The 17,970-nt window shown below is 62.1% G+C and carries 16 protein-coding genes; 4 read left to right on the forward strand and 12 right to left on the reverse strand.

From position 1 onward, the window contains the following. Positions 1 to 134 precede the first annotated feature (134 nt). From KUV86_RS19040 to hypE, 4 genes are read left to right on the forward strand one after another with little or no spacing between them, the layout of a single operon-like run. A complete protein-coding gene (locus KUV86_RS19040) occupies positions 135 to 2,852 on the forward strand; it encodes a carbamoyltransferase HypF (RefSeq protein ID WP_222486162.1) in 2,718 nt (905 codons plus the stop codon). Next, positions 2,812 to 3,096, forward strand: coding sequence for a HypC/HybG/HupF family hydrogenase formation chaperone (locus tag KUV86_RS19045; RefSeq protein ID WP_222486164.1), 285 nt, complete (start codon positions 2,812 to 2,814; stop codon positions 3,094 to 3,096). The genes KUV86_RS19040 and KUV86_RS19045 overlap by 41 nt, the downstream gene beginning before the upstream one ends. After that, positions 3,093 to 4,232 carry a hydrogenase formation protein HypD gene (gene hypD / locus KUV86_RS19050; protein WP_222163555.1) on the forward strand — a complete coding sequence of 380 codons (1,140 nt, stop codon included), beginning with the start codon at positions 3,093 to 3,095 and terminating at the stop codon, positions 4,230 to 4,232. The genes KUV86_RS19045 and hypD overlap by 4 nt, the downstream gene beginning before the upstream one ends. Continuing rightward, positions 4,229 to 5,278 carry a hydrogenase expression/formation protein HypE gene (gene hypE, locus KUV86_RS19055; RefSeq protein ID WP_222486166.1) on the forward strand — a complete coding sequence of 350 codons (1,050 nt, stop codon included), beginning with the start codon at positions 4,229 to 4,231 and terminating at the stop codon, positions 5,276 to 5,278. The genes hypD and hypE overlap by 4 nt, the downstream gene beginning before the upstream one ends. A 34-nt stretch (positions 5,279 to 5,312) precedes the next feature. Here hypE and KUV86_RS19060 read toward each other — a convergent pair whose 3' ends face one another. From KUV86_RS19060 to KUV86_RS19115, 12 genes are all read right to left on the reverse strand, one after another. After that, positions 5,313 to 7,085, reverse strand: a complete 1,773-nt coding sequence (locus tag KUV86_RS19060; protein WP_222486168.1) for a sigma-54 dependent transcriptional regulator — start codon at positions 7,083 to 7,085, stop codon at positions 5,313 to 5,315. A 1-nt stretch (position 7,086) separates the two neighbouring features. Continuing rightward, positions 7,087 to 8,184, reverse strand: coding sequence for a hydrogenase nickel incorporation protein HypB (hypB, locus tag KUV86_RS19065; protein WP_222486170.1), 1,098 nt, complete (start codon positions 8,182 to 8,184; stop codon positions 7,087 to 7,089). Then, positions 8,184 to 8,525 carry a hydrogenase maturation nickel metallochaperone HypA gene (gene hypA / locus KUV86_RS19070; RefSeq protein WP_222486172.1) on the reverse strand — a complete coding sequence of 114 codons (342 nt, stop codon included), beginning with the start codon at positions 8,523 to 8,525 and terminating at the stop codon, positions 8,184 to 8,186. The genes hypB and hypA overlap by 1 nt, the downstream gene beginning before the upstream one ends. Next, positions 8,518 to 9,609: a hypothetical protein gene (locus tag KUV86_RS19075; RefSeq protein ID WP_222486174.1), complete on the reverse strand. Its 1,092-nt coding sequence runs from the start codon at positions 9,607 to 9,609 to the stop codon at positions 8,518 to 8,520. Before KUV86_RS19075 ends, hypA begins: the two co-directional genes overlap by 8 nt. Next, on the reverse strand, positions 9,609 to 10,694 hold the full coding sequence (locus KUV86_RS19080; RefSeq protein WP_222486190.1) for a [NiFe]-hydrogenase assembly chaperone HybE: 1,086 nt from the start codon (positions 10,692 to 10,694) through the stop codon (positions 9,609 to 9,611). Before KUV86_RS19080 ends, KUV86_RS19075 begins: the two co-directional genes overlap by 1 nt. Further along, positions 10,691 to 11,521, reverse strand: coding sequence for a hydrogenase expression/formation protein (locus KUV86_RS19085; protein ID WP_222486192.1), 831 nt, complete (start codon positions 11,519 to 11,521; stop codon positions 10,691 to 10,693). Before KUV86_RS19085 ends, KUV86_RS19080 begins: the two co-directional genes overlap by 4 nt. Before the next feature lie 40 nt (positions 11,522 to 11,561). Then, entirely contained in the window at positions 11,562 to 11,960 is a 399-nt protein-coding gene (locus tag KUV86_RS19090; protein ID WP_222486194.1) for a hypothetical protein, read from the reverse strand. Positions 11,961 to 12,113: 153 nt separating this feature from the next. Further along, complete coding sequence (locus KUV86_RS19095) at positions 12,114 to 12,443, reverse strand: HypC/HybG/HupF family hydrogenase formation chaperone (protein ID WP_222486197.1); 330 nt, start codon at positions 12,441 to 12,443, stop codon at positions 12,114 to 12,116. A gap of 55 nt (positions 12,444 to 12,498) precedes the next feature. Next, positions 12,499 to 13,293 (reverse strand): HyaD/HybD family hydrogenase maturation endopeptidase, encoded by a 795-nt coding sequence (locus tag KUV86_RS19100; protein WP_261397715.1) that lies wholly within the window; start codon positions 13,291 to 13,293, stop codon positions 12,499 to 12,501. A gap of 670 nt (positions 13,294 to 13,963) precedes the next feature. After that, positions 13,964 to 14,770: a Ni/Fe-hydrogenase, b-type cytochrome subunit gene (gene cybH, locus KUV86_RS19105; protein WP_222486199.1), complete on the reverse strand. Its 807-nt coding sequence runs from the start codon at positions 14,768 to 14,770 to the stop codon at positions 13,964 to 13,966. Between the two features lie 13 nt (positions 14,771 to 14,783). Further along, positions 14,784 to 16,598, reverse strand: a complete 1,815-nt coding sequence (locus KUV86_RS19110) for a nickel-dependent hydrogenase large subunit (protein ID WP_222486201.1) — start codon at positions 16,596 to 16,598, stop codon at positions 14,784 to 14,786. After that, positions 16,598 to 17,695 (reverse strand): hydrogenase small subunit, encoded by a 1,098-nt coding sequence (locus KUV86_RS19115; protein WP_277987396.1) that lies wholly within the window; start codon positions 17,693 to 17,695, stop codon positions 16,598 to 16,600. The genes KUV86_RS19110 and KUV86_RS19115 overlap by 1 nt, the downstream gene beginning before the upstream one ends. Between the last annotated feature and the right edge of the window lie 275 nt (positions 17,696 to 17,970).

The following is a 17,970-nucleotide window of genomic DNA, read 5'->3' on the forward strand; positions in this document are numbered from 1 at the left end:
GCATAGGTTCCGCCGAGAAAGGCGGGACAAGAGGAGTAAGGTGAACACAGACCGTGACGCAGCTCACCGCAGCCTGGAAAAGACTGTGGAATAGTCGTGCGGAACATTTGCCTGCTGCCCGAAGGCGTACGCCAGTGACCACCACTCCCCTTCCCGCTTCCCCCGACCTTGTGATGTCAGCGCTTGAGATCAGGGTGCAGGGCTGCGTTCAGGGCGTCGGGTTTCGTCCTTGGGTATGGCAGCTCGCCACCGCTATTGGCGTGACGGGGAATGTCCGCAATGATGGCCAGGGGGTCGTGATTCGCGCTCAGGGGTCCCCGGCACAGTTGGCGACGCTGCTGACACAGCTCGACAGTGAGCCGCCACCGCTGGCGACCATCACAGGCATCGCATCGTCCGAGTTGCCCCCAGTGGAATCGATCACCGATTTCACCATCATCGACAGTCGGCCCGGACTAACTCGCACCGATATTGCTGCAGATGCCGCTGTCTGCGCCGCGTGCAAAGCCGAGATTCTCGATCCGATGCAGCGCCGCTCGGGCTATGCATTGACCAATTGCACCCACTGCGGCCCGCGACTGTCGATTATCCGGGCCATGCCCTACGACCGTGCCGCCACGACCATGGCGGCCTTTCCGCTTTGCGCCAGCTGCTGCCAGGAGTACCGTTCCCCTGCCGATCGGCGCTTCCACGCACAGCCCATCGCCTGCCCCGACTGCGGTCCACGGGTCTCGCTGCTGCGCCTTGATCGCGACCATGGTGTGCCCGCCACCGACCCGGAGAACCACGCTGCTAACTTTTATGGCAGCCCTGAAAGCAGCCCTGATGCCGATCCGATCATGGCCGCAGCAGAGCTGATCTGCGCGGGTCATATCGTGGCCATCAAGGGACTCGGCGGCTATCAGCTCGCCTGTGATGCCTCTCGAGAGGATGTGGTCGCACGACTGCGCCAATTGAAGCGTCGACCGACGCGGCCCCTGGCGTTGATGATGGCGGATCTCGCGATGGTCTCCCGCTACTGCCACGTCAGCCCGCGGGAGGCCGAGGCGCTAGAGAGCCCGGCGGCGCCGATCGTCCTGCTGGAGCGACGCAAGGCTCCGCCCATGTCGGCCACCGACACGCACATGTCTCCCAAAAGGCCTAGCCAGGCCCCCAACCTGGCTTTAGATATCGCCCCGAATCCGGCTCTAGATATCGCCCCGAACCTGGCTCTAGATATCGCCCCGAACCTGGCTCCCGACATCGCCCCGAACCTGGCTCTAGATATCGCCCCGAACCTGGCTCCAGGTCTGGACCGCCTGGGGGTGATGCTGCCGTCCACGCCTCTGCACCTGTTGCTGTTTCGACATATCGACGTACCGCTGGTACTGACCAGTGGCAATGCCTCGGGCGAGCCGCAGCTGATCGATGATGCTCGTCTGACTGATGCACTGGGGGCCATGGCCAGCCACGCCCTGAGCCATGATCGCGGTATCGTCAGGCGCGTTGATGACAGCCTGGTTCAGGACGCCGCGGGGGCCTTGCGCGTCCTGCGGCGGGCTCGGGGCTTCGCGCCAACGTCGCTGCCATTGCCGCCGGGGTTCGAGGATATTGGCCCTGGCCTCGCCCTTGGCCCACAGCAGAAAGCCACGTTCTGCCTGATCGATCGAGAACGCGCCATTCTGTCGCCTCATCAAGGCGACCTGGACGATCCCGCCACCCTGGATGACTTCGAGCATCATCTGCAGGATTTTCTGAAGCTCTACGATCATCGTCCTGGTTGGCTGGCCTGCGATCGTCATCCGGACTACCACACGAGCCACCTGGCCACAGCGATGGCCGCTCGCGAGGGGCTGACGATAACGCAAGTCGGCCACCACCATGCCCATATTGCCGCCTGCCTGGGCGAACATGGCCGACCCCTGTCTGCACCGACGGTACTGGGTATCGCCCTGGATGGCCTCGGCCTTGGCCTGAATGGTGAGCTATGGGGTGGAGAGTGCCTGCTGGCGGACTACCAGCAGTGTCAGCGCGTGGCAGCATTGAAGGCGGTGCCCATGCCCGGAGGCGCAGCCGCCGCCCGAGAACCCTGGCGCAATCTTGTCGCCCAGTGGTTCGCCGGCCCTGGCATTGACGCCTTGCTAGGAGGCTATCCCCAACTGGATGTGGTCAAGCGGCTTGGCGGCATGCCCTTGCAAGCCCTGGTTGCCATGCTCAAGGCAGGCCTCAACAGCCCCAAGGCGTCATCCTGCGGCAGGCTGTTCGACGCCGTCGCGGCGGCACTCGAGCTGAGCTTCGAGCACCAGCATCACGAAGGCGAAGCCGCCATGGCGCTGGAAACACTGGCTGCCAGGGCACTGGCCCGAATGTCCGTGCACGACCTCGGCACCGCCCCAGGCTATCCCCTCGACATTACCGTTTCAGACACTGGCGTCATGCTGCTGGACCCGGCCCCCCTGTGGCCGGTGCTATTTGATGATCTGGCCAGGGGCTGCGACCCGGCCCTCTGCGCGGCGCGCTTTCATCTGGGCCTGGCCACCGCCTTGGCTCGTGTCGCTTCGACACTCTCGCAAGACCACCCTTTTGACACCGTGGCCCTGAGTGGTGGCTGCTTCCACAACCGTAGCTTGCTTGCGCTGGTCGAGCAGCGCCTTGGTGCGCTGGGCTTCAAGGTGCTGAGTCACCGCCAGGTACCGGCCAATGACGGGGGCATTGCCCTTGGCCAGGCGCTGATTGCCGCAGCACCTGCTCGCCGCCAGCACCCACCACACTCGCCGTTACACCCTTGTCTAGTGCCCGACGGCCATGACGACGACTCACAGGAGAGTACCCATGTGCCTGGGAATCCCGGGGCAGATCATCACGATCGATGATATCGACACCAGTCTGGCCACCGTGGACGTCAGTGGCGTCCGCCGCCAGATCAATATCGCCTGCATCATCGATGATGCCCATCCGCCCGAATCCTGCGTGGGAGACTGGGTGCTGGTACACGTCGGGTTCGCCCTGAACCGGATCGACGCTGCCGCCGCGGAACGTACCCTGGCGATGCTGGACATGCTCGGTGATACCCACGAACTCGATGCCTTGATCGACAGCCAGGAGAAGCGGCAATGAAGTTTATCGATGAATTCCGCGACCACACGCGAGCCCGCCAGACCCTGGAGCACATCACCACGCTGGTCGAGAAGATCTGTCGTGATCGCCCTGCCCCCCTTCGCATCATGGAGGTCTGCGGAGGTCACACCCACGCGATCTTCCACTATGGGCTGGAGGCGATGCTGCCCAAGCAGCTGGAGCTGATCCACGGCCCGGGCTGTCCGGTCTGCGTGCTGCCCATGGGACGCGTAGATGACTGCCTGGCGATCGCTGAACGCCCCGAGGTCATCCTGGCGACCTTTGGTGATGCCATCAGGGTCCCGGGCTCTCGCAAGAGCTTGCTTCAGGCCAAGGCCGAAGGCGCCGACGTGCGCATCGTCTACTCGCCCATGGATGCACTGGATCTCGCTATCCGCCATCCAGAACGGGAAGTGGTGTTCTTCGGCCTGGGCTTCGAGACCACGATCCCCTCCACGGCTCTGACCATCACCCAGGCGCAGCGCCAGCGCATCACCAACTTCTCGGTGTTCTGCAACCACATCACCATCATTCCCACGCTGAAGGCCATTCTCGAGAATCCCGATCATCGCTTGGACGGTTTTCTCGGGCCGGGCCATGTGTCAATGATCATCGGCACCGAGCCCTACCGCTTCATCGCTGAACATTACCGTTGCCCGGTGGTCATCTCCGGCTTCGAGCCCCTGGACATGCTGCAATCTCTGCTGATGGTGGTGCGCCAGCTGCACGACGGCCGCGCCGAGGTCGAAAACCAGTACCAGCGGCTGGTTTCCCGAGACGGTAATCCCGCTGCACTGCAGGCTGTCCACGAAGTGTACGAATCCCGCCAGTCATGCGAGTGGCGGGGCCTGGGGCCCATCGAGGACTCCGGCATGCAGATTAGGCAGGCATACGCCGCCTACGATGCCGAGCGCAAGTTCTCGCTCCCGAACCAGCAGGTGGCCGACCCCGAGGCGCTGCGCTGTGGCGAGGTACTGACCGGCAATCTCAAGCCCTGGCAGTGTGAATTGTTCGGTAGCCAGTGCTCCCCGGAGTCCCCCTGCGGCGCCCTTATGGTCTCGAGTGAAGGCGCCTGCGCCGCTTACTTCCAATATGGCGGCCCCCGCGCAGAGCAGCATGAAGAGGTCTCGCCATGAGCCACAAGCGTACTCTGGCCACCGTCAATGCAGCCACCATCACCCAGGCCCATGGGGGTGGCGGCAAGGCCATGAAGGACCTGATAGATGATGTCTTCATTCGTGCCTTCGGCGCCCCTGAGGATACCCTCGAGGATCAGGCTCGACTGGCGCTGGAACCCCTCTGCCGTGCCGGGGATCGGCTGGCCATGACCAGTGATAGCTTCGTGGTGAAACCTCTGTTCTTTCCGGGTGGGGACATCGGCAGCCTGGCGGTCTGCGGCACCGTCAATGACCTGGCGGTAGGTGGCGCCCTTCCGCGCTATCTGTCCTGCTCGGTGATTCTGGAAGAAGGACTGCCGGTCGAAGACCTGAGACGTATTGCCCGATCCATGAAGGAAGCGGCAGACCGTGCGGGGGTCGCCATCGTGACCGGCGATACCAAGGTGGTGGAGCGTGGCGCCTGTGACGGTATCTTCATCACCACCACCGGTGTGGGGGTGATCCCTGCCGAGCGCCACCTGAGCATCGAGCAGATTCAGGCGACTGACGTGGTCATCGTCAACGGCTGGCTGGGCGACCACGGTGCAGCGATCCTGGCCGCCCGTGGGGATCTCTCGCTGGAGACGGCTCTAGAGAGCGACTGCGCCGCCCTCAATGGCCTGGTGGAAGCACTGCTCGAGGCGGTGCCGAACACACGCTGCCTGCGCGATGCCACCCGCGGTGGGGTCGCCACGGTGCTCAACGAGATGGCCGAGGCCTCGCAACTGTCCATCGAACTTCAGGATGCGTCCTTGCCGCTGCGCCGAGAGGTCAGGGGCATGTGCGAGATCCTGGGCCTGGACCCTCTCTATCTGGCCAACGAAGGCAAGCTGGTGGCCGTGGTACCGGCGGATCGTGCCGATGCCGCCCTGGCCGCGCTCAAGCGCCACCCCCTGGGCCGGGACGCCAGCGTGATCGGCCACGCCTACTCCGGCAAACCCGGGCGGGTTACCCTGCGCACCCTGTTCGGCGGCCAGCGAATCGTTGACATGCTGGTGGGTGAGCAGCTTCCCAGGATTTGTTGAACCGCAAGCGCTTGATGATCTATGCAGCGCGGTCTTAGGTGGCGTCACTGGGCCCCGCCGCGTCGCCACCCTCAATCCCATAGTCGATTCCATAGCGCTTGAGCTTGGCGCGCAGCCCAATGCGCGAAAGCCCAAGCTCCTCGGCGGCACGTGTCTTGTTGCCGGCATGCCGGGTCAACGCATCGAGCAGGCAGCGCGTCTCCAACAGTTCGATCTGCTCCCGCAGGGTCGCCGCGGGAGCTGTCGTCGAGGCAGGATGACTCTGTCGATGGCTATCACGAACGCAGTGTTCTCCTGGGACTGCGCCTAGCCCCCCGTCTGTTTGCTCTGCTCTGATGTCACTTCTAGCGGCACCTCCGGCTCCCCTCCTGACCGGCCCCTTGCTCCTTTCTTCACAACCCCATCCTTCACAGCCCCATCCTTCACGACCCCGCTCTTTACGGCACGGCTCTTCACGATACTCTTCACGGTACGGCTCTTCACTGAACATGCTGGCATGGGGTGGTGCTCGCAGTGCTTCGGGCAGCAGCTCCAGACCAATGGTCGCGCCGGTCGTCATCATCAGCATGCGCGTAATCTGATTTTCCAGCTCGCGCACGTTACCGCTCCAGGGTTGGGCCGATAGACAGTCAAGCACGCCAGGACCAAACCCCGAGACACGCACGCCGTGACGGCTGGCCAGCTGCATCAACAGCGCTTCTGCCAGCGAAGGAATATCCTCAGGCCGTTCACGCAGTGCCGGCAGGGCCACCGTGGCAACGTTCAAACGATGGTACAGGTCTTCCCGAAAGCGGCCCGCCGCCACCTCTGCCGCCAGGTCACGGTGGGTGGCGGCAATCACCCGCACATCCAGCTGACGCACAGTGTTGGTGCCCACCGGACGTATCTCGCCCTCCTGCAGGAAGCGCAGCAATCTCAGCTGAAAGGCGGGCGAGGCGTCCCCAATCTCGTCGAGCAGCAGCGTGCCCTGCTGCGCCCGCTCCAACATACCGATACGGTGGGCACTGGCGCCGGTAAAGGCCCCCTTGCAATGTCCAAACAGCTCGCTTTCCAGCAACTCGTCTGACACCGCGCCGCAATCCAACGCGAGAAAGGGCATCTCGGAGCGCAGGCTGGCTGAATGTATGGCCCTCGCCATCAGCTCCTTGCCGGTGCCACTTTCTCCTGTCACCAATACCGGGACGTCGAAGCCGGCTATCCGAGCAGCCAGATGACAGAGGCCATCAAGGGGCGACCCCGGCAAACGGATGATTCGCTCAAACCCGCGGGACTGTTGCAGCTGCTGTCGATGCGCGGCCAGACGCGCCTGTACAACCGGCTGTGACAGCGCCTGTTCGGCGCGCAGCCGACGTGTTTCTCGCTCCAGCCAGTAGTGCTGCTGAGCATGCTCAACGGCGCGTACCAGCGTCCACGGCAGATGCTGACGAAAGAGACGCTGAAACGCCTCGGGCAGCGCCGCGCCGCTGTCGCCTCCCCTGACCATCGCTGCCGCATGCTCGGTCTCCTCCTCAGACGCCTCATCCAGCACCAGAAGACCACGCACGTCGGGCCAGCGCTGGGTCAGCTCCTGGACCCAGCCCGGCGACAACGGCATCCGGGTATCGACGACCAGCACCCCTACCCATTGCCGCGTCAGCTGCTCCCGGGCCCCCGGCCAATCCGGTGCGACCAGACACTCCGGCGCAGGCGATGACAGCCCGCCGAGCAGAGACTCGTACAGCGACTGGCCCACCACCAGCACACCGGGAAGCGCATCCGCTGCTACCAGGCCCGCCCCCAGCGCCGAGCGCTCCGTCAGGGAAGACACGTCACAGGACCTTGAGGCCTGGCGCCTCGCCTTGCTCCAGCTTCTCGAGGCGTTGGCGTGCCGCCTCCAGCGCGCGCTGCCGCAGCATTTCTCGCCGCTGAGCGATCCACTGAAGCCAGCGATCCATGCCCTCGCCACTGCGGGCCGACAGCCGGATGATCTCGATATCCGGGTTGATCTGGCGGGCGTAGGCTTCACAGGCCTCTATATCGACATCCACATGGGGCGCCAGATCCATCTTGCTCAACAGCATGAGGGAGGCTGCGGCGAACATATGGGGATACTTCAGCGGCTTGTCCTCTCCCTCTGTCAGCGACAGGATGACCACCTTGGCATCTTCACCAAGGTCGAACCCTGAAGGGCACACCAGGTTGCCGACGTTCTCGATGAACAGCAGCCCAAGTTCCGCCGGCATCACCCTGGGAAGCGCTCGCTCGATCATCGATGCATCCAGGTGGCAGCCCTTTCCGGTATTGACCTGAAGCGCCGGGACTCCCGTCTCACGAATACGCTGAGCGTCGTTGGCCGTCTGCTGGTCGCCTTCAATGACCGCCAGTCCATCGGGCCCTAGCCGCCGAATCGTCTCAACCAGCAGCGTGGTCTTGCCGGAGCCTGGACTGGACACCAGGTTCAACGACAGCACGCCTTTCGCTTCCAGCTGCTGGCGTACGCTGTCGGCGATCCGGTTATTGCGCGACAGCACGTCTGTCTCGATCTCGATCAGCCGGCGCTGCGACAACCCCGCCACCTCGACGCCAGCGGGTCCCGAACCACAGTCCAGATGCGCCTCGGCACCGGCGATGACGCTGCCCATGGCATGCCGGGGGCCTTGTTCATCCGCGGGGCCTGCCTGGCTATGGCTAAGGTCATGGCTATGGCTATGATCATGGTGATGGTCATGCCCATGATCGTGGTGATGGTCGTGGTGATGGTCGTGGCTATGAGCATGGCTACGATAGTGACCCTGGTCGTGGCTATGTCCGTGATGATGCGCGTGGTGATCGTGCTTATGGTCATGCGCGTGGTCATGATGGGTGTGGTCGTCCTCACCGGGACGGTTCTGCACGCCTGTCCCGGCGCATCCACATACGGTACACATCAGATTACCTCCAGTTCCTTGATGCGAAGTTCTTCTCCGCCGGTGACTCTCAGGCGCGAGCTGGCGCAGCACGGGCAATGATCGCCCCGCTGCTTGAGCGTCACAGTCTGGTTGCAACCAAAGCACCAGGCGACAGCAGCCACCTCGACGATCTCAAGCCTGGCGCCCTCGCCGAGGGTTCCTCGAGCGCTCAGGTCGAACCCAAACCGCAGCGCGTCGGGCTCGACACACGCCAGGGCGCCGACCTCCAGGCAGACTCGGGTGACCTGGGTGAACGGATCGCTGCGGGCGTGCTCTTCAATCAGCTCCACGATCCCCTGGCACAGGCTCAACTCATGCATGCTGGCCCCCCCGCTCTCCGGCTGCGTTGATGTCTCCTCCCGCTTGCTGCGATGCAGGCCAGGTCATATCCGTCGTCTGCCACACCACCGGCAGACAAGGGTCTGCGCAGCTGAGGGCAATGGCCACACGTTGCCGGGCACCGCTGTCGCCTGAGCCGTAGGCAGAGCTGAGCAGTCGCGCCAGAAATCCCGGCTGGCACCCGCCGTCATCATCGTCGTGGCCATCTACAAGAGGTGTATCGAGCATGGCATCGGTAGGGGTATGGATGCGGTACGCCATGACCCGGCCATCGCGGCAATCGACCTGATGCCACAACCGGCCACGAGCGGCCTCTGCCCAGCCGTCGCCGGGACGGGATCGACCAAACCAGGCACGCGCTGACGACGCTGAGCATGTGCCGCTGCGGGACGTACCATCGCCGCCAGCTGCGTCATCTCTGACACCACGCAAACCCTCGATCAGGCGCGCCACCTCGACGACGCGCGCCAGCATCCGAACATGCAGGCTCCAGCCATGCCGGGCGATGAGTGGCGCCAAGGAAGGATCAGAGGCAACGCGTCGCACAAAGCTGGGGTCATTGACCGCCTCCATGCGTCCAACCTCGGGCGGCCAGTCAGCCGTCTGCCGTAGTACCTGAGCAGGCAGGCTGGTTGAGGCAATCCACCACGCCGAGAGATCGGCGAGCACCCGGTTCGCCCGCTGGGCCAATAGCCGGTGCTCAAACTCCTCAAGGTCAGCCAGCCCCATGCTGGCAAGCCCCTGCAGCTCGTTGCCCGCCGCCGGATGCCCCATGGCCCCAGGCCAGTCGCGCAACATCACCAGCGCGTGCTCTCGCAGCACTTCACACTGGATGTCGGTGTGCTGTGCGGCTGGCACCGCCAGCCCCATGGCAGACGCGGCGGCGGCGATCTGGGCGGCGGCGCAGAGGTTGTACAGACATCCCACCATGGCCAGAGCCTCGGCAGGACGACGGTCCTTTAGCCAGTGATTGGGCAGACGGCCGCGCTGCCGAACGCGAAAGACAGGCGAGTTGGCGCCTTCAGGCCGGTGAGGGTCATGGTCGATGACCAGAGCAGGCATCATCAGGATGCTGCCTTTCCAGACAGGCCGATGGTCACCACGTCACGACGTGAGCGCGGACGCTGCGAAGCACTCGGATGCGGTTGGTGAATATCGGGATCTTGCTGAACCGCTGGTGAGGAGTCGTCCGTGGATGGAGCCTCGTCATCCTGGGCGCTGTGCTGTCTGGCGGCGATATCCGCGTGACGATCCGTCTCAGCGCGATGGGTCGCATCGAACAGGGCATCCATAACCGCATGGGCAACGTCTACCGCATATTCCTGGCTCGTGAACTCGCTCATGTCCGAGAACAGGGCGCAGGCAAAAAAACCGCCCACAGGCTCGCTCAGGTTGTAGATGAATTCATACTCCCCCGAGGGAAAGGCCACTATCCGCTTGTCTCCTGAACGCAGGTCGCTCACTTCATCGGTCGCAGGGATAAGCACCAGATTCATCAGCCAGGGGGCGATCAACACGCCCAACTGCCCCTGGTATTTCGATGTCGTGGACTGCCACTCCCGAAAGCCCACCGACGCGACGCTAAGCCCTGGATGACAGAAGGGCATATCTTTCATGCGCGATGCCTGGGTCTCACGGAAGGCCTCGACCAGCGAACGGACCTGGCTGCTGGCCTGACTGATGACCTGACTATCGGTCCCGTTACTGGCCGGACTATCGGCCACTTTACCGGCCCCGTGACAGGTGCTGGTGGAGCCCTGAGGGAAGGACGCATCGATTGACGTTGCAGACGCAGGTTCTGCCGGACCCAAGGGTGTCACACCCGACACGCTAGTCCCCCGGTGAGCGTCCTCAGGTTGAGCGCGAGCGTCCGCGGACGGCGGCTCACCCAGGCTCGGCTCGATGATGGCTGTGGTGGCGGGCGGGTTATCGTCACTCAGCACCATAAACTGTTGCCTATCGCCATCGCAGCTGGGGCAGCGCCAATCCGCTGGAAGACGAGAAAATGGCGTGCCTGGCGCTATTTGCCTGCTGCTGTCACCCAATGCCGGGTCATAGCAGTACCAGCAAATCTTGCATTCAAGACGGGCGTTATCGTCCAGACGCGCCGGGTCGCCAAGGAAGGACCCTTCAAACTGGGAATGGATCACGCCATGGCCTCCAGCGTCTGTTCAAGCCGGACCACGGAGTCGGCGATGTCCTCAGCCGCCGCGCAGGCCACCTCAGGGATGTCGGACACTTCGATGACGTCGAGAATCAGCGCATCCTGGGAATTGAAATAACGCACCCGCCAGACATGCTCCAGCGCCGTGCTGTCGATACGGCAATTGCCGTAGCCCCGGGACAGGATCGATACCTCGCCCCGGCCCAGCGCCAGCTCAAGATAATGAAGGTCCTCCGGGGTATGGGGCAGTAGCGACAGATTGATGGCATAAGGCTCATCGCCGGGACGGTGAGCGTGACAGCGCTCGACCAGCTCCGTGACGATAAAGGGGCCATTGACGACCCCTGCCGCCGGTTCCGGCGGGCAGAAAATTCGCTTGGGTGGCGTCTTCAGCGCGGCACTGGTCACCCTGCCGATCTCGATTCGCTCGTCAGCCCCGCCACTGCCTACCGTGGTCACTCGCCAAAGCCCGGCGAAGATGGACTCCTGTACATCGCAGGATGGCTCACCCGTCGCACGCACCGAGACCTCTCCTTCCCCGAGTGTATCGGCCACCACCCGACGGTTTTCGTCGTCCAGCGGTGGAAGCTCAACCACCAGATTGCCGCCTTCCGGCGTCCACCGAGACGCGGCCGCGGCCAAGGCCTTCAACGCCGTAAGAGCCGGGCGAATGCGTTCGGGGTCTTCCACTTCAGGCAACGAGGCATGAAAGGTGCGCATGTCCGACGGCATGGGAAGATAGTCGAGTTCGGCACCTTCTTGACTGCCGGGCCCTACCCCACCCAAGGAGGGAGAAAAGTGGTTCAGCGTCATGATCCATTCCTTGTATAGGCCCGCCAATCACCCCGACGACTTATGACTGCCTGGCGATCAACTGGGCGTGCGGCGATGTTCCCTCGACGATAGCGCCGACCTCTTCGAGATAGTCCTGCCAGTCACGAACCCGCGACACCACGCCCTTTAGCTGACCTTGCTCAACGAAAACCAGAGAAGGCACTGGCCAGACCTGGAAGCGCTCTCTTATCATGTCCTCGTCCTGTCGCTGGACAACCGCGGGCATAAACTTGCCGGCAAAGGCACTCACCAGCTCTGGGAGAATGGCAGCCACGTCCTGGGTTTCGAGATTGGTCTCTGGATCGCCACTCAACAGCAGTACGTGCAACCCCTCCTCTGCCATGAATGCCTGCAATTCAGCCCCGGCCAGGCAGGGATAGCCCCGTTCATTGATCAAGCGCCCCAAGGGTCCCGTCATCGCTCTCTCCCAACGACTCTCGCATCTTTTCTCACATCCTTTCTCGCACCTTTTCTCACATCCTTTTTCACACCAATGTCCTCCCACATCCCGACTTTTCCCCGAGCTTTTCCCCGAGCTTTTCCCCGAGCGGCCGCAACGCTCCAGCTTGTCTCAGCCGCTGGTCCTTCCGGCCCTACGGGCGGCCTCGAGGTGCGGCGGTAGCCTGGGGGCTTCTGCCTCCAGGTCCGCGAAGTAGCCTGCTTCCATGGCGCCTCCCTTGGCGACTAGCGCCACGGCGTCCAAGGCGCTGCGTATCAGCTGCGCTTCCTCCGGGTCGAGCACACGCCGAGCTGCACCCAGAAACACCAGCAGCCAATCGCCTATCTCCACGTCACCGATCAGCGCGATATCCACCTGTTCAGCCGCGCTTCCCGCTGCTCGGCAGCACAGGGCGAGCGAACCGGATACGTCCACCACCTGCATCGGGATGCCTACACACATGGCTGCCACCTATCGTGCGGTGAGAGCCTATCGGCGGTTGTGGCCAGCCCCATCCTCATGGCGAACCTCCCTCACTGGGGCAGCCAGTAGTGTCCAGACAGTCAGGCCCTTGAATCGGAGAACGGGACGCAGAGGGCTGATGATGTTGCCGCTCCGCCACGCGCCTGGGGTCGGTCTCGTTGTCGGTATCGGTCAGGGTCTCGGTCTGGCTTGCCTGGACAAGAAATCGCGCGTCGCCAAGGCGACAAGCGTCTCGCGACGACGGGCGCTGTCCTTCGTAGTGATCCAGTGCCAGGGCTGGTGCGGCCAGTCCGCCCAGGTCCGCGATCGCCTCACGGGGACGCAGCGTCACCTTCCAGGCGCCAAGCTCAGCCACGGCCAGCTGGATCACCTCATCGATACGGGCGGCTACCTCGGGGCGCAGCGAGCCGCCGTAGTCATCAATGACCTGCGGCTGCACGCCGATCAGCGTGAGGTGTCGAGGTTGCCAGCCCAGCAACTGAGCCGCCGCCAGCACCTCCTGAAAGCCCGTCTGATGCAGTGACATCTTCTTGGCTCCCATAAAGCTCGGAACCTCATCGTCACGCACGACATGGATCGTCGCGGGAGGAAGCCCGTAGTCGATGGCATCAATGACCAGAAGCTCGCTGCATGCCTGGATGTAGGGCAGCAGATAAAGACCCTGGGTGCCTCCATCCAGCACCGTTACCTGAGGGGGCACATCAAAACGTTGATGGAGGGCTTCAACCGCCCGAACGCCAAATCCCTCATCGGCCCAGAGCACATTGCCGATTCCCAACACCAATATCGACGATGCTTGGCTGTCATTGTTATCCATGGTTAAAGGCATTCGGCTCCCACCTTCAAAGGCGCTAAGTTCCTGTCATATCAGCCGCTGATACCGGTAAACAGCAGACAACATAAAAATGCTCGGTATCGACATATAGGCATGTAAAAACAGTGAATTACTGAGCGAACACTAACGCTTCGCCAAACAAGAATTCAGTGTCGCAGAATAGCTCGGGCTGTAATCAAGAAAAAATGTCTCTATTGATCCAGCACAATTTAAAGGAAAAGGGGTAATCACTCTGTCCATTTTCTTCCATCAACAGGCGACTTCATCGCCGGCACGGCACACATAGGTGAGATGCGTCTCGATAAGGTGTATCAAGATAAGCCAGGAGGTACCCAGTCGCTCGTTAACGAGAGATAAGATTTCACGAGAGATAAGATTTCGCGACAGGGGATATCGAGAAGGAGCTTTCGAGACAGAGGCTTTCGAGACAGGGCTTTCTAAACAGGCTAAGGCGAGATATATCAACGGCCACTTATTTCTGCATATGACGGAAAAGCTGGCTCCTTTTCCTGATATCTAGAGGAGTCATCAACTGACAAGGATCGCTAGCGGGTTGGTAAGTAGCCCGCTAGCGTGTGTATGACAAGGTCTCTTCTTCTAGACCTTCTGGATCTTCCGAATCGTTTGAACTCTCTAAATCTTCGGGACCTCCTGAATCAGTGCATCAGAAGGGTTCATCGTCCTTGAAGGTACGTTCCCCCGAGATCATCGTCGAGACAATGCTCTGTCTCGACATGATGTCTTCGCGTATGGCGACGTATACGTGAATGATGATAAACACCACCATGACCCACATGCCAAGCCGGTGCAGGGTGTGAACATCCAGGCTCTGCCCTACCAGCGGAATGACCCAGCCGAACAAGCTGTCCTGCCAGCTCCCCCTGAGAGCCCCCTCAGCGTACAGCGCCATCCCCGTGACGATCATGAACAATGTTCCCAGGGTGATAAAAAGGAACATTGCCAGCTGCGCCAGGGGATTGTGCCCCACGTACTTGCGCGGACGCTTTTCAAGGAAAAGGTACCAGCGCAGCTCGAACCAGACTTCACGCCACCATTCGCCTCGATGCAGCGGCAGTCTGAACAGCTGCTTGGCATGATGGTTACCCACCAATGACCAGTAGAAGCGGAACAAGAAGCCAATGGTCAGTACGTATCCCGCGGTGAAATGCGCGAAACGGATGTAGCCCATCACGAAGTGATCGCTGGCCTCCCCGGAGACCGTCGGCAGCGGCTTGCCGATGAAATAGCCGGTGACGATCAGCACGAGAATCGCCAGGGCATTGGTCCAGTGCCATAGCCGTAACGGAGCTTCGTACACGTAGACCGAGGTCTGCCTGACGGAGTCAGGTAGCGCGCCGGCCTCAGTACCGGCGCCCCCTTCGCGTGATGCGCCCGGCTGGCCCGACACTTCTGGGTCAACAGAAGCCGCAGACGTCTGCGCAACATCCGGCGTCTTGGATTGCTGAGACATGATTCCTCCCCCGCTATCGCACGGTTACGCGGGACAGCTCTTCTCCGTCCTCGCTCATCACATGGGTGGAGCACGCCAGGCAAGGATCAAAGGAGTGCAGGGTGCGCAGGATTTCCACCGGTTCGTCCGGCCTTTCCATCGGAGTCCCCAGCAACGAGGCCTCGAAGGCTCCGATATTGCCTTCGGCATCCCTCGGGCTGCCGTTCCAGGTGGTGGGCACGATGCACTGATAGTTCTCGATCTTGCCGTCCTTGATGCGAATCCAGTGGCCGTTCATGCCCCTGGGAGCCGCCACGATACCCACCCCACGAGCTTCACTGGGCCAGGAGGCCGGGTCCCACTTCTCGATGTTGGCCGTGGCGAGGTCACCTGCTCGAATATTGGCCACCAGTTCGTGCCAGTCATCGAGCATCATGGAGGCGCAGTAATGCGCCTCAAGCGCCCGCGCCAGGGTGCGCCCTATCGTCGAAGGCAGTGCCTGGCGTGGCGTAAGGCGGGTACCGGCAAGCTGATTGAAGGCCGCCAGGGAGCTGTCGACCTGGTCGATGACGAACTCGTTGCCCTGGGCGTAATTGAGGATATAGCGGGCCAGTGGCCCCACCTCCATGGCGTGCCCGCGCCAGCGCGGCGACTTTATCCAGGAATACTTGGCCGACTCATCCAATTCCCGGATGTGGGTACGGGTGCCTACGGTTGCCTGGCCCAGCTCGTAGTGGTGTTCCGTCTCGCCGTCCCACGGGTGAAGCCCCTTTGACTCGTCGGCGTAGCGATACCATGAATGGGCCACGAACTCCTGGATCTGCTCTGGATCGGTGGGGTCGACCTCGTGCACCTCGTCCCAGTTACCACCGACGATGGCACCGCCCTTCAATTGATCGGTGGACTTGTCGTAGTTGACCTTGGAGTAGTCGCCGTAATCCATCACATTGCTGCCAGCGAGACCGCCGCCATGGAGCCAGTCCTTGTAGAAGCTGGCAATGGCGATCACATCCGGCAGGTAGACGTTCTGGGAGAACGCAAAGGCCTCTTCCATACGAGTCCGAACGAAATTGAGTCGCTCCATATTGAGCGGAGCCCCGGCAGCCAGGTCACCGTCGATATTGATGGCGCAAGGCACCCCACCCACCATGTAGTTGGGATGCGGGTTCTTGCCGCCGAACACCGTATGGACCTTGACGATCTCCTTCTGTAGATCGAGTGCCTCCAGATAGTGGGCGGTGGCCATGAGATCCGCCTCCGGTGACAGCTTGTACGCCGGGTTGTCCCAGTAGCCGTTCTTGAACAGGCCCAGCTGGCCAGACTCGATAAAGGTCTTCAGACGATTCTGCACATCCCGAAAGTAGCCAGGGGATGACAGCGGATGGTTGGGGCCGGTCAGTTGCTGCAGACGAGATGTGGCCCTGGGATCGGCGCGCAGCGCATTGACGGGATTGACCCAGTCGAGCGCATGCAGGTGATAGAAGTGGACCACGTGATCGTGCCACTGCAGCACCTTTGCCATCATTTCCCGAATCAGGTGAGCATTGCGTGGGATGCGTATATCCAGGGCATTTTCCACCGCTCTCACCGATGCCAGCGCATGACATCCTGTGCAGACGCCGCAGATGCGCTCGACAAAGGCCCAGGCATCCCGGGGGTCACGGCCCTTCAAAATGACCTCAAGCCCACGCCACATGGTGCCCGTGGAGACCGCATTGCGAATGATGTTGTTGTCATCCACATTGACCTCGCAGCGCATGTGCCCCTCGATGCGCGTGACGGGATCCACCACGATGCGGCGGCCGCTTCTATCCAGATCGAACCCGTTGGGTGTGCGCGTCTGTGTCATCAGACCTCCTCCTTGCTGACGGATGACTGGCGCTTGACCTGCGCCCGTTTCAATGCGGTGACCGCGGCATGAATGGCGACCGCGCTGCCCACACCGGTCGCCACGGCACCACCGATCTGGTCGGCATTGGCCTCGATACCGAATTGGTGAACGTCCTGCAGGCGGGCGTACCAGGACCCTTTATCCCAAAAGCCATCCTCCGAGCAGCCGATACAGCCATGACCTGCCTGGATGGGAAAACTCACGCCTTCATTCCAGCGCACGGTGGAACAGGCGTTGTAGGTGGTCGGGCCCTTGCAGCCGACCTTATAAAGGCAATAGCCGCGCCTCGCCCCCTCGTCATCGAAGGCCTCGACAAATTGGCCAGCATCGAAGTGCGGACGCCGATAGCATTTGTCATGGATTCGCTGGGAATAGAACATCTTCGGACGCCCAGTACGATCCAGCTCGGGCAGGCGATCGAAGGTCAGCATGTAGGTGATGACGCCGGTCATGACCTCAGCGATGGGGGGACAGCCCGGCACCTTGATGATCGGCTTGTCGGTGATGACCTTATGCACTGGAGTGGCCCGGGTAGGGTTGGGCCTGGCGGCCTGAACACACCCGTGACTGGCGCAGGAGCCCCACGAGATGACAGCCTTGGCATGGGCCGCAGCCTCCCGCAGCTGGTCCACGAACGGGCGGCCTCCCACGATGCAGAACATGCCGTCTTCGTTGAGCGGTGGATTCCCCTCTACCGCCAGGATGTAGTTGCCTTTGTAGCGTTCGATGGTGTCGGCAAGCGCCGCCTCAGCCTGATGCCCTGCTGCGGCCATCAAGGTGTCGTCGTAGTCCAGCGAGATCATGGACAGCACCACGTCCTTCACCAATGGGTGAGCCGACCGGATAAAGGACTCTGAGCAACATGTGCATTCCAGGCCATGGACCCACACCACCGGTGTGCGGGGCTTGGTTTCCATGGCGTGGGCAATCTTGGCCGTATAGGCGGGCCCCAGGCCCAGCGCTGCTGCGGTCAGAGAGCAAAACTTGAGGAACGAGCGACGCGTGACTCCCTGTCGGCGCATCACGTCGTAAAAGGTCTCGATGGGTTCCATCATCAACGACTCCCCTGTCGTGGTCGTCAATCGATCTTCAATCGGCGTTTGGCATCCTGCTGGCGATGACGTATCCATCGCGCGGGATCAGGACAGCTCCATGGCTAGCGCCGACGCTCACGGTCCACAAGAGAAAAGCAATACATATGCCAACGACGTTTTCGTTATATCTTTCAGACAGGTAGCAGTATTTTCACGTTGCCGGCGGTAACCCGGCGACCGGTCGCTGTGCGCCAGGTTCTCGGCCCAGCCGGCACATCAGCACAGGGCGGCAAGCA

This window comes from Halomonas sp. DP8Y7-3 (genome assembly GCF_019801675.1).
Lineage (GTDB): Bacteria > Pseudomonadota > Gammaproteobacteria > Pseudomonadales > Halomonadaceae > Halomonas > Halomonas litopenaei_A.

Coding starts and splice junctions, on each gene's coding strand:
- KUV86_RS19045 (WP_222486164.1), top strand. CDS start 2,812: ATGTGCCTGGGAATCCCGGGGCAGATCATCACGATCGATGATATCGAC.
- hypD (WP_222163555.1), top strand. CDS start 3,093: ATGAAGTTTATCGATGAATTCCGCGACCACACGCGAGCCCGCCAGACC.
- hypE (WP_222486166.1), top strand. CDS start 4,229: ATGAGCCACAAGCGTACTCTGGCCACCGTCAATGCAGCCACCATCACC.
- hypB (WP_222486170.1), bottom strand. CDS start 8,184: ATGTGTACCGTATGTGGATGCGCCGGGACAGGCGTGCAGAACCGTCCC.
- hypA (WP_222486172.1), bottom strand. CDS start 8,525: ATGCATGAGTTGAGCCTGTGCCAGGGGATCGTGGAGCTGATTGAAGAG.
- KUV86_RS19075 (WP_222486174.1), bottom strand. CDS start 9,609: ATGATGCCTGCTCTGGTCATCGACCATGACCCTCACCGGCCTGAAGGC.
- KUV86_RS19085 (WP_222486192.1), bottom strand. CDS start 11,521: ATGACGCTGAACCACTTTTCTCCCTCCTTGGGTGGGGTAGGGCCCGGC.
- KUV86_RS19090 (WP_222486194.1), bottom strand. CDS start 11,960: ATGACGGGACCCTTGGGGCGCTTGATCAATGAACGGGGCTATCCCTGC.
- KUV86_RS19095 (WP_222486197.1), bottom strand. CDS start 12,443: ATGTGTGTAGGCATCCCGATGCAGGTGGTGGACGTATCCGGTTCGCTC.
- KUV86_RS19100 (WP_261397715.1), bottom strand. CDS start 13,293: ATGCCTTTAACCATGGATAACAATGACAGCCAAGCATCGTCGATATTG.
- cybH (WP_222486199.1), bottom strand. CDS start 14,770: ATGTCTCAGCAATCCAAGACGCCGGATGTTGCGCAGACGTCTGCGGCT.
- KUV86_RS19110 (WP_222486201.1), bottom strand. CDS start 16,598: ATGACACAGACGCGCACACCCAACGGGTTCGATCTGGATAGAAGCGGC.
- KUV86_RS19115 (WP_277987396.1), bottom strand. CDS start 17,695: ATGATGGAACCCATCGAGACCTTTTACGACGTGATGCGCCGACAGGGA.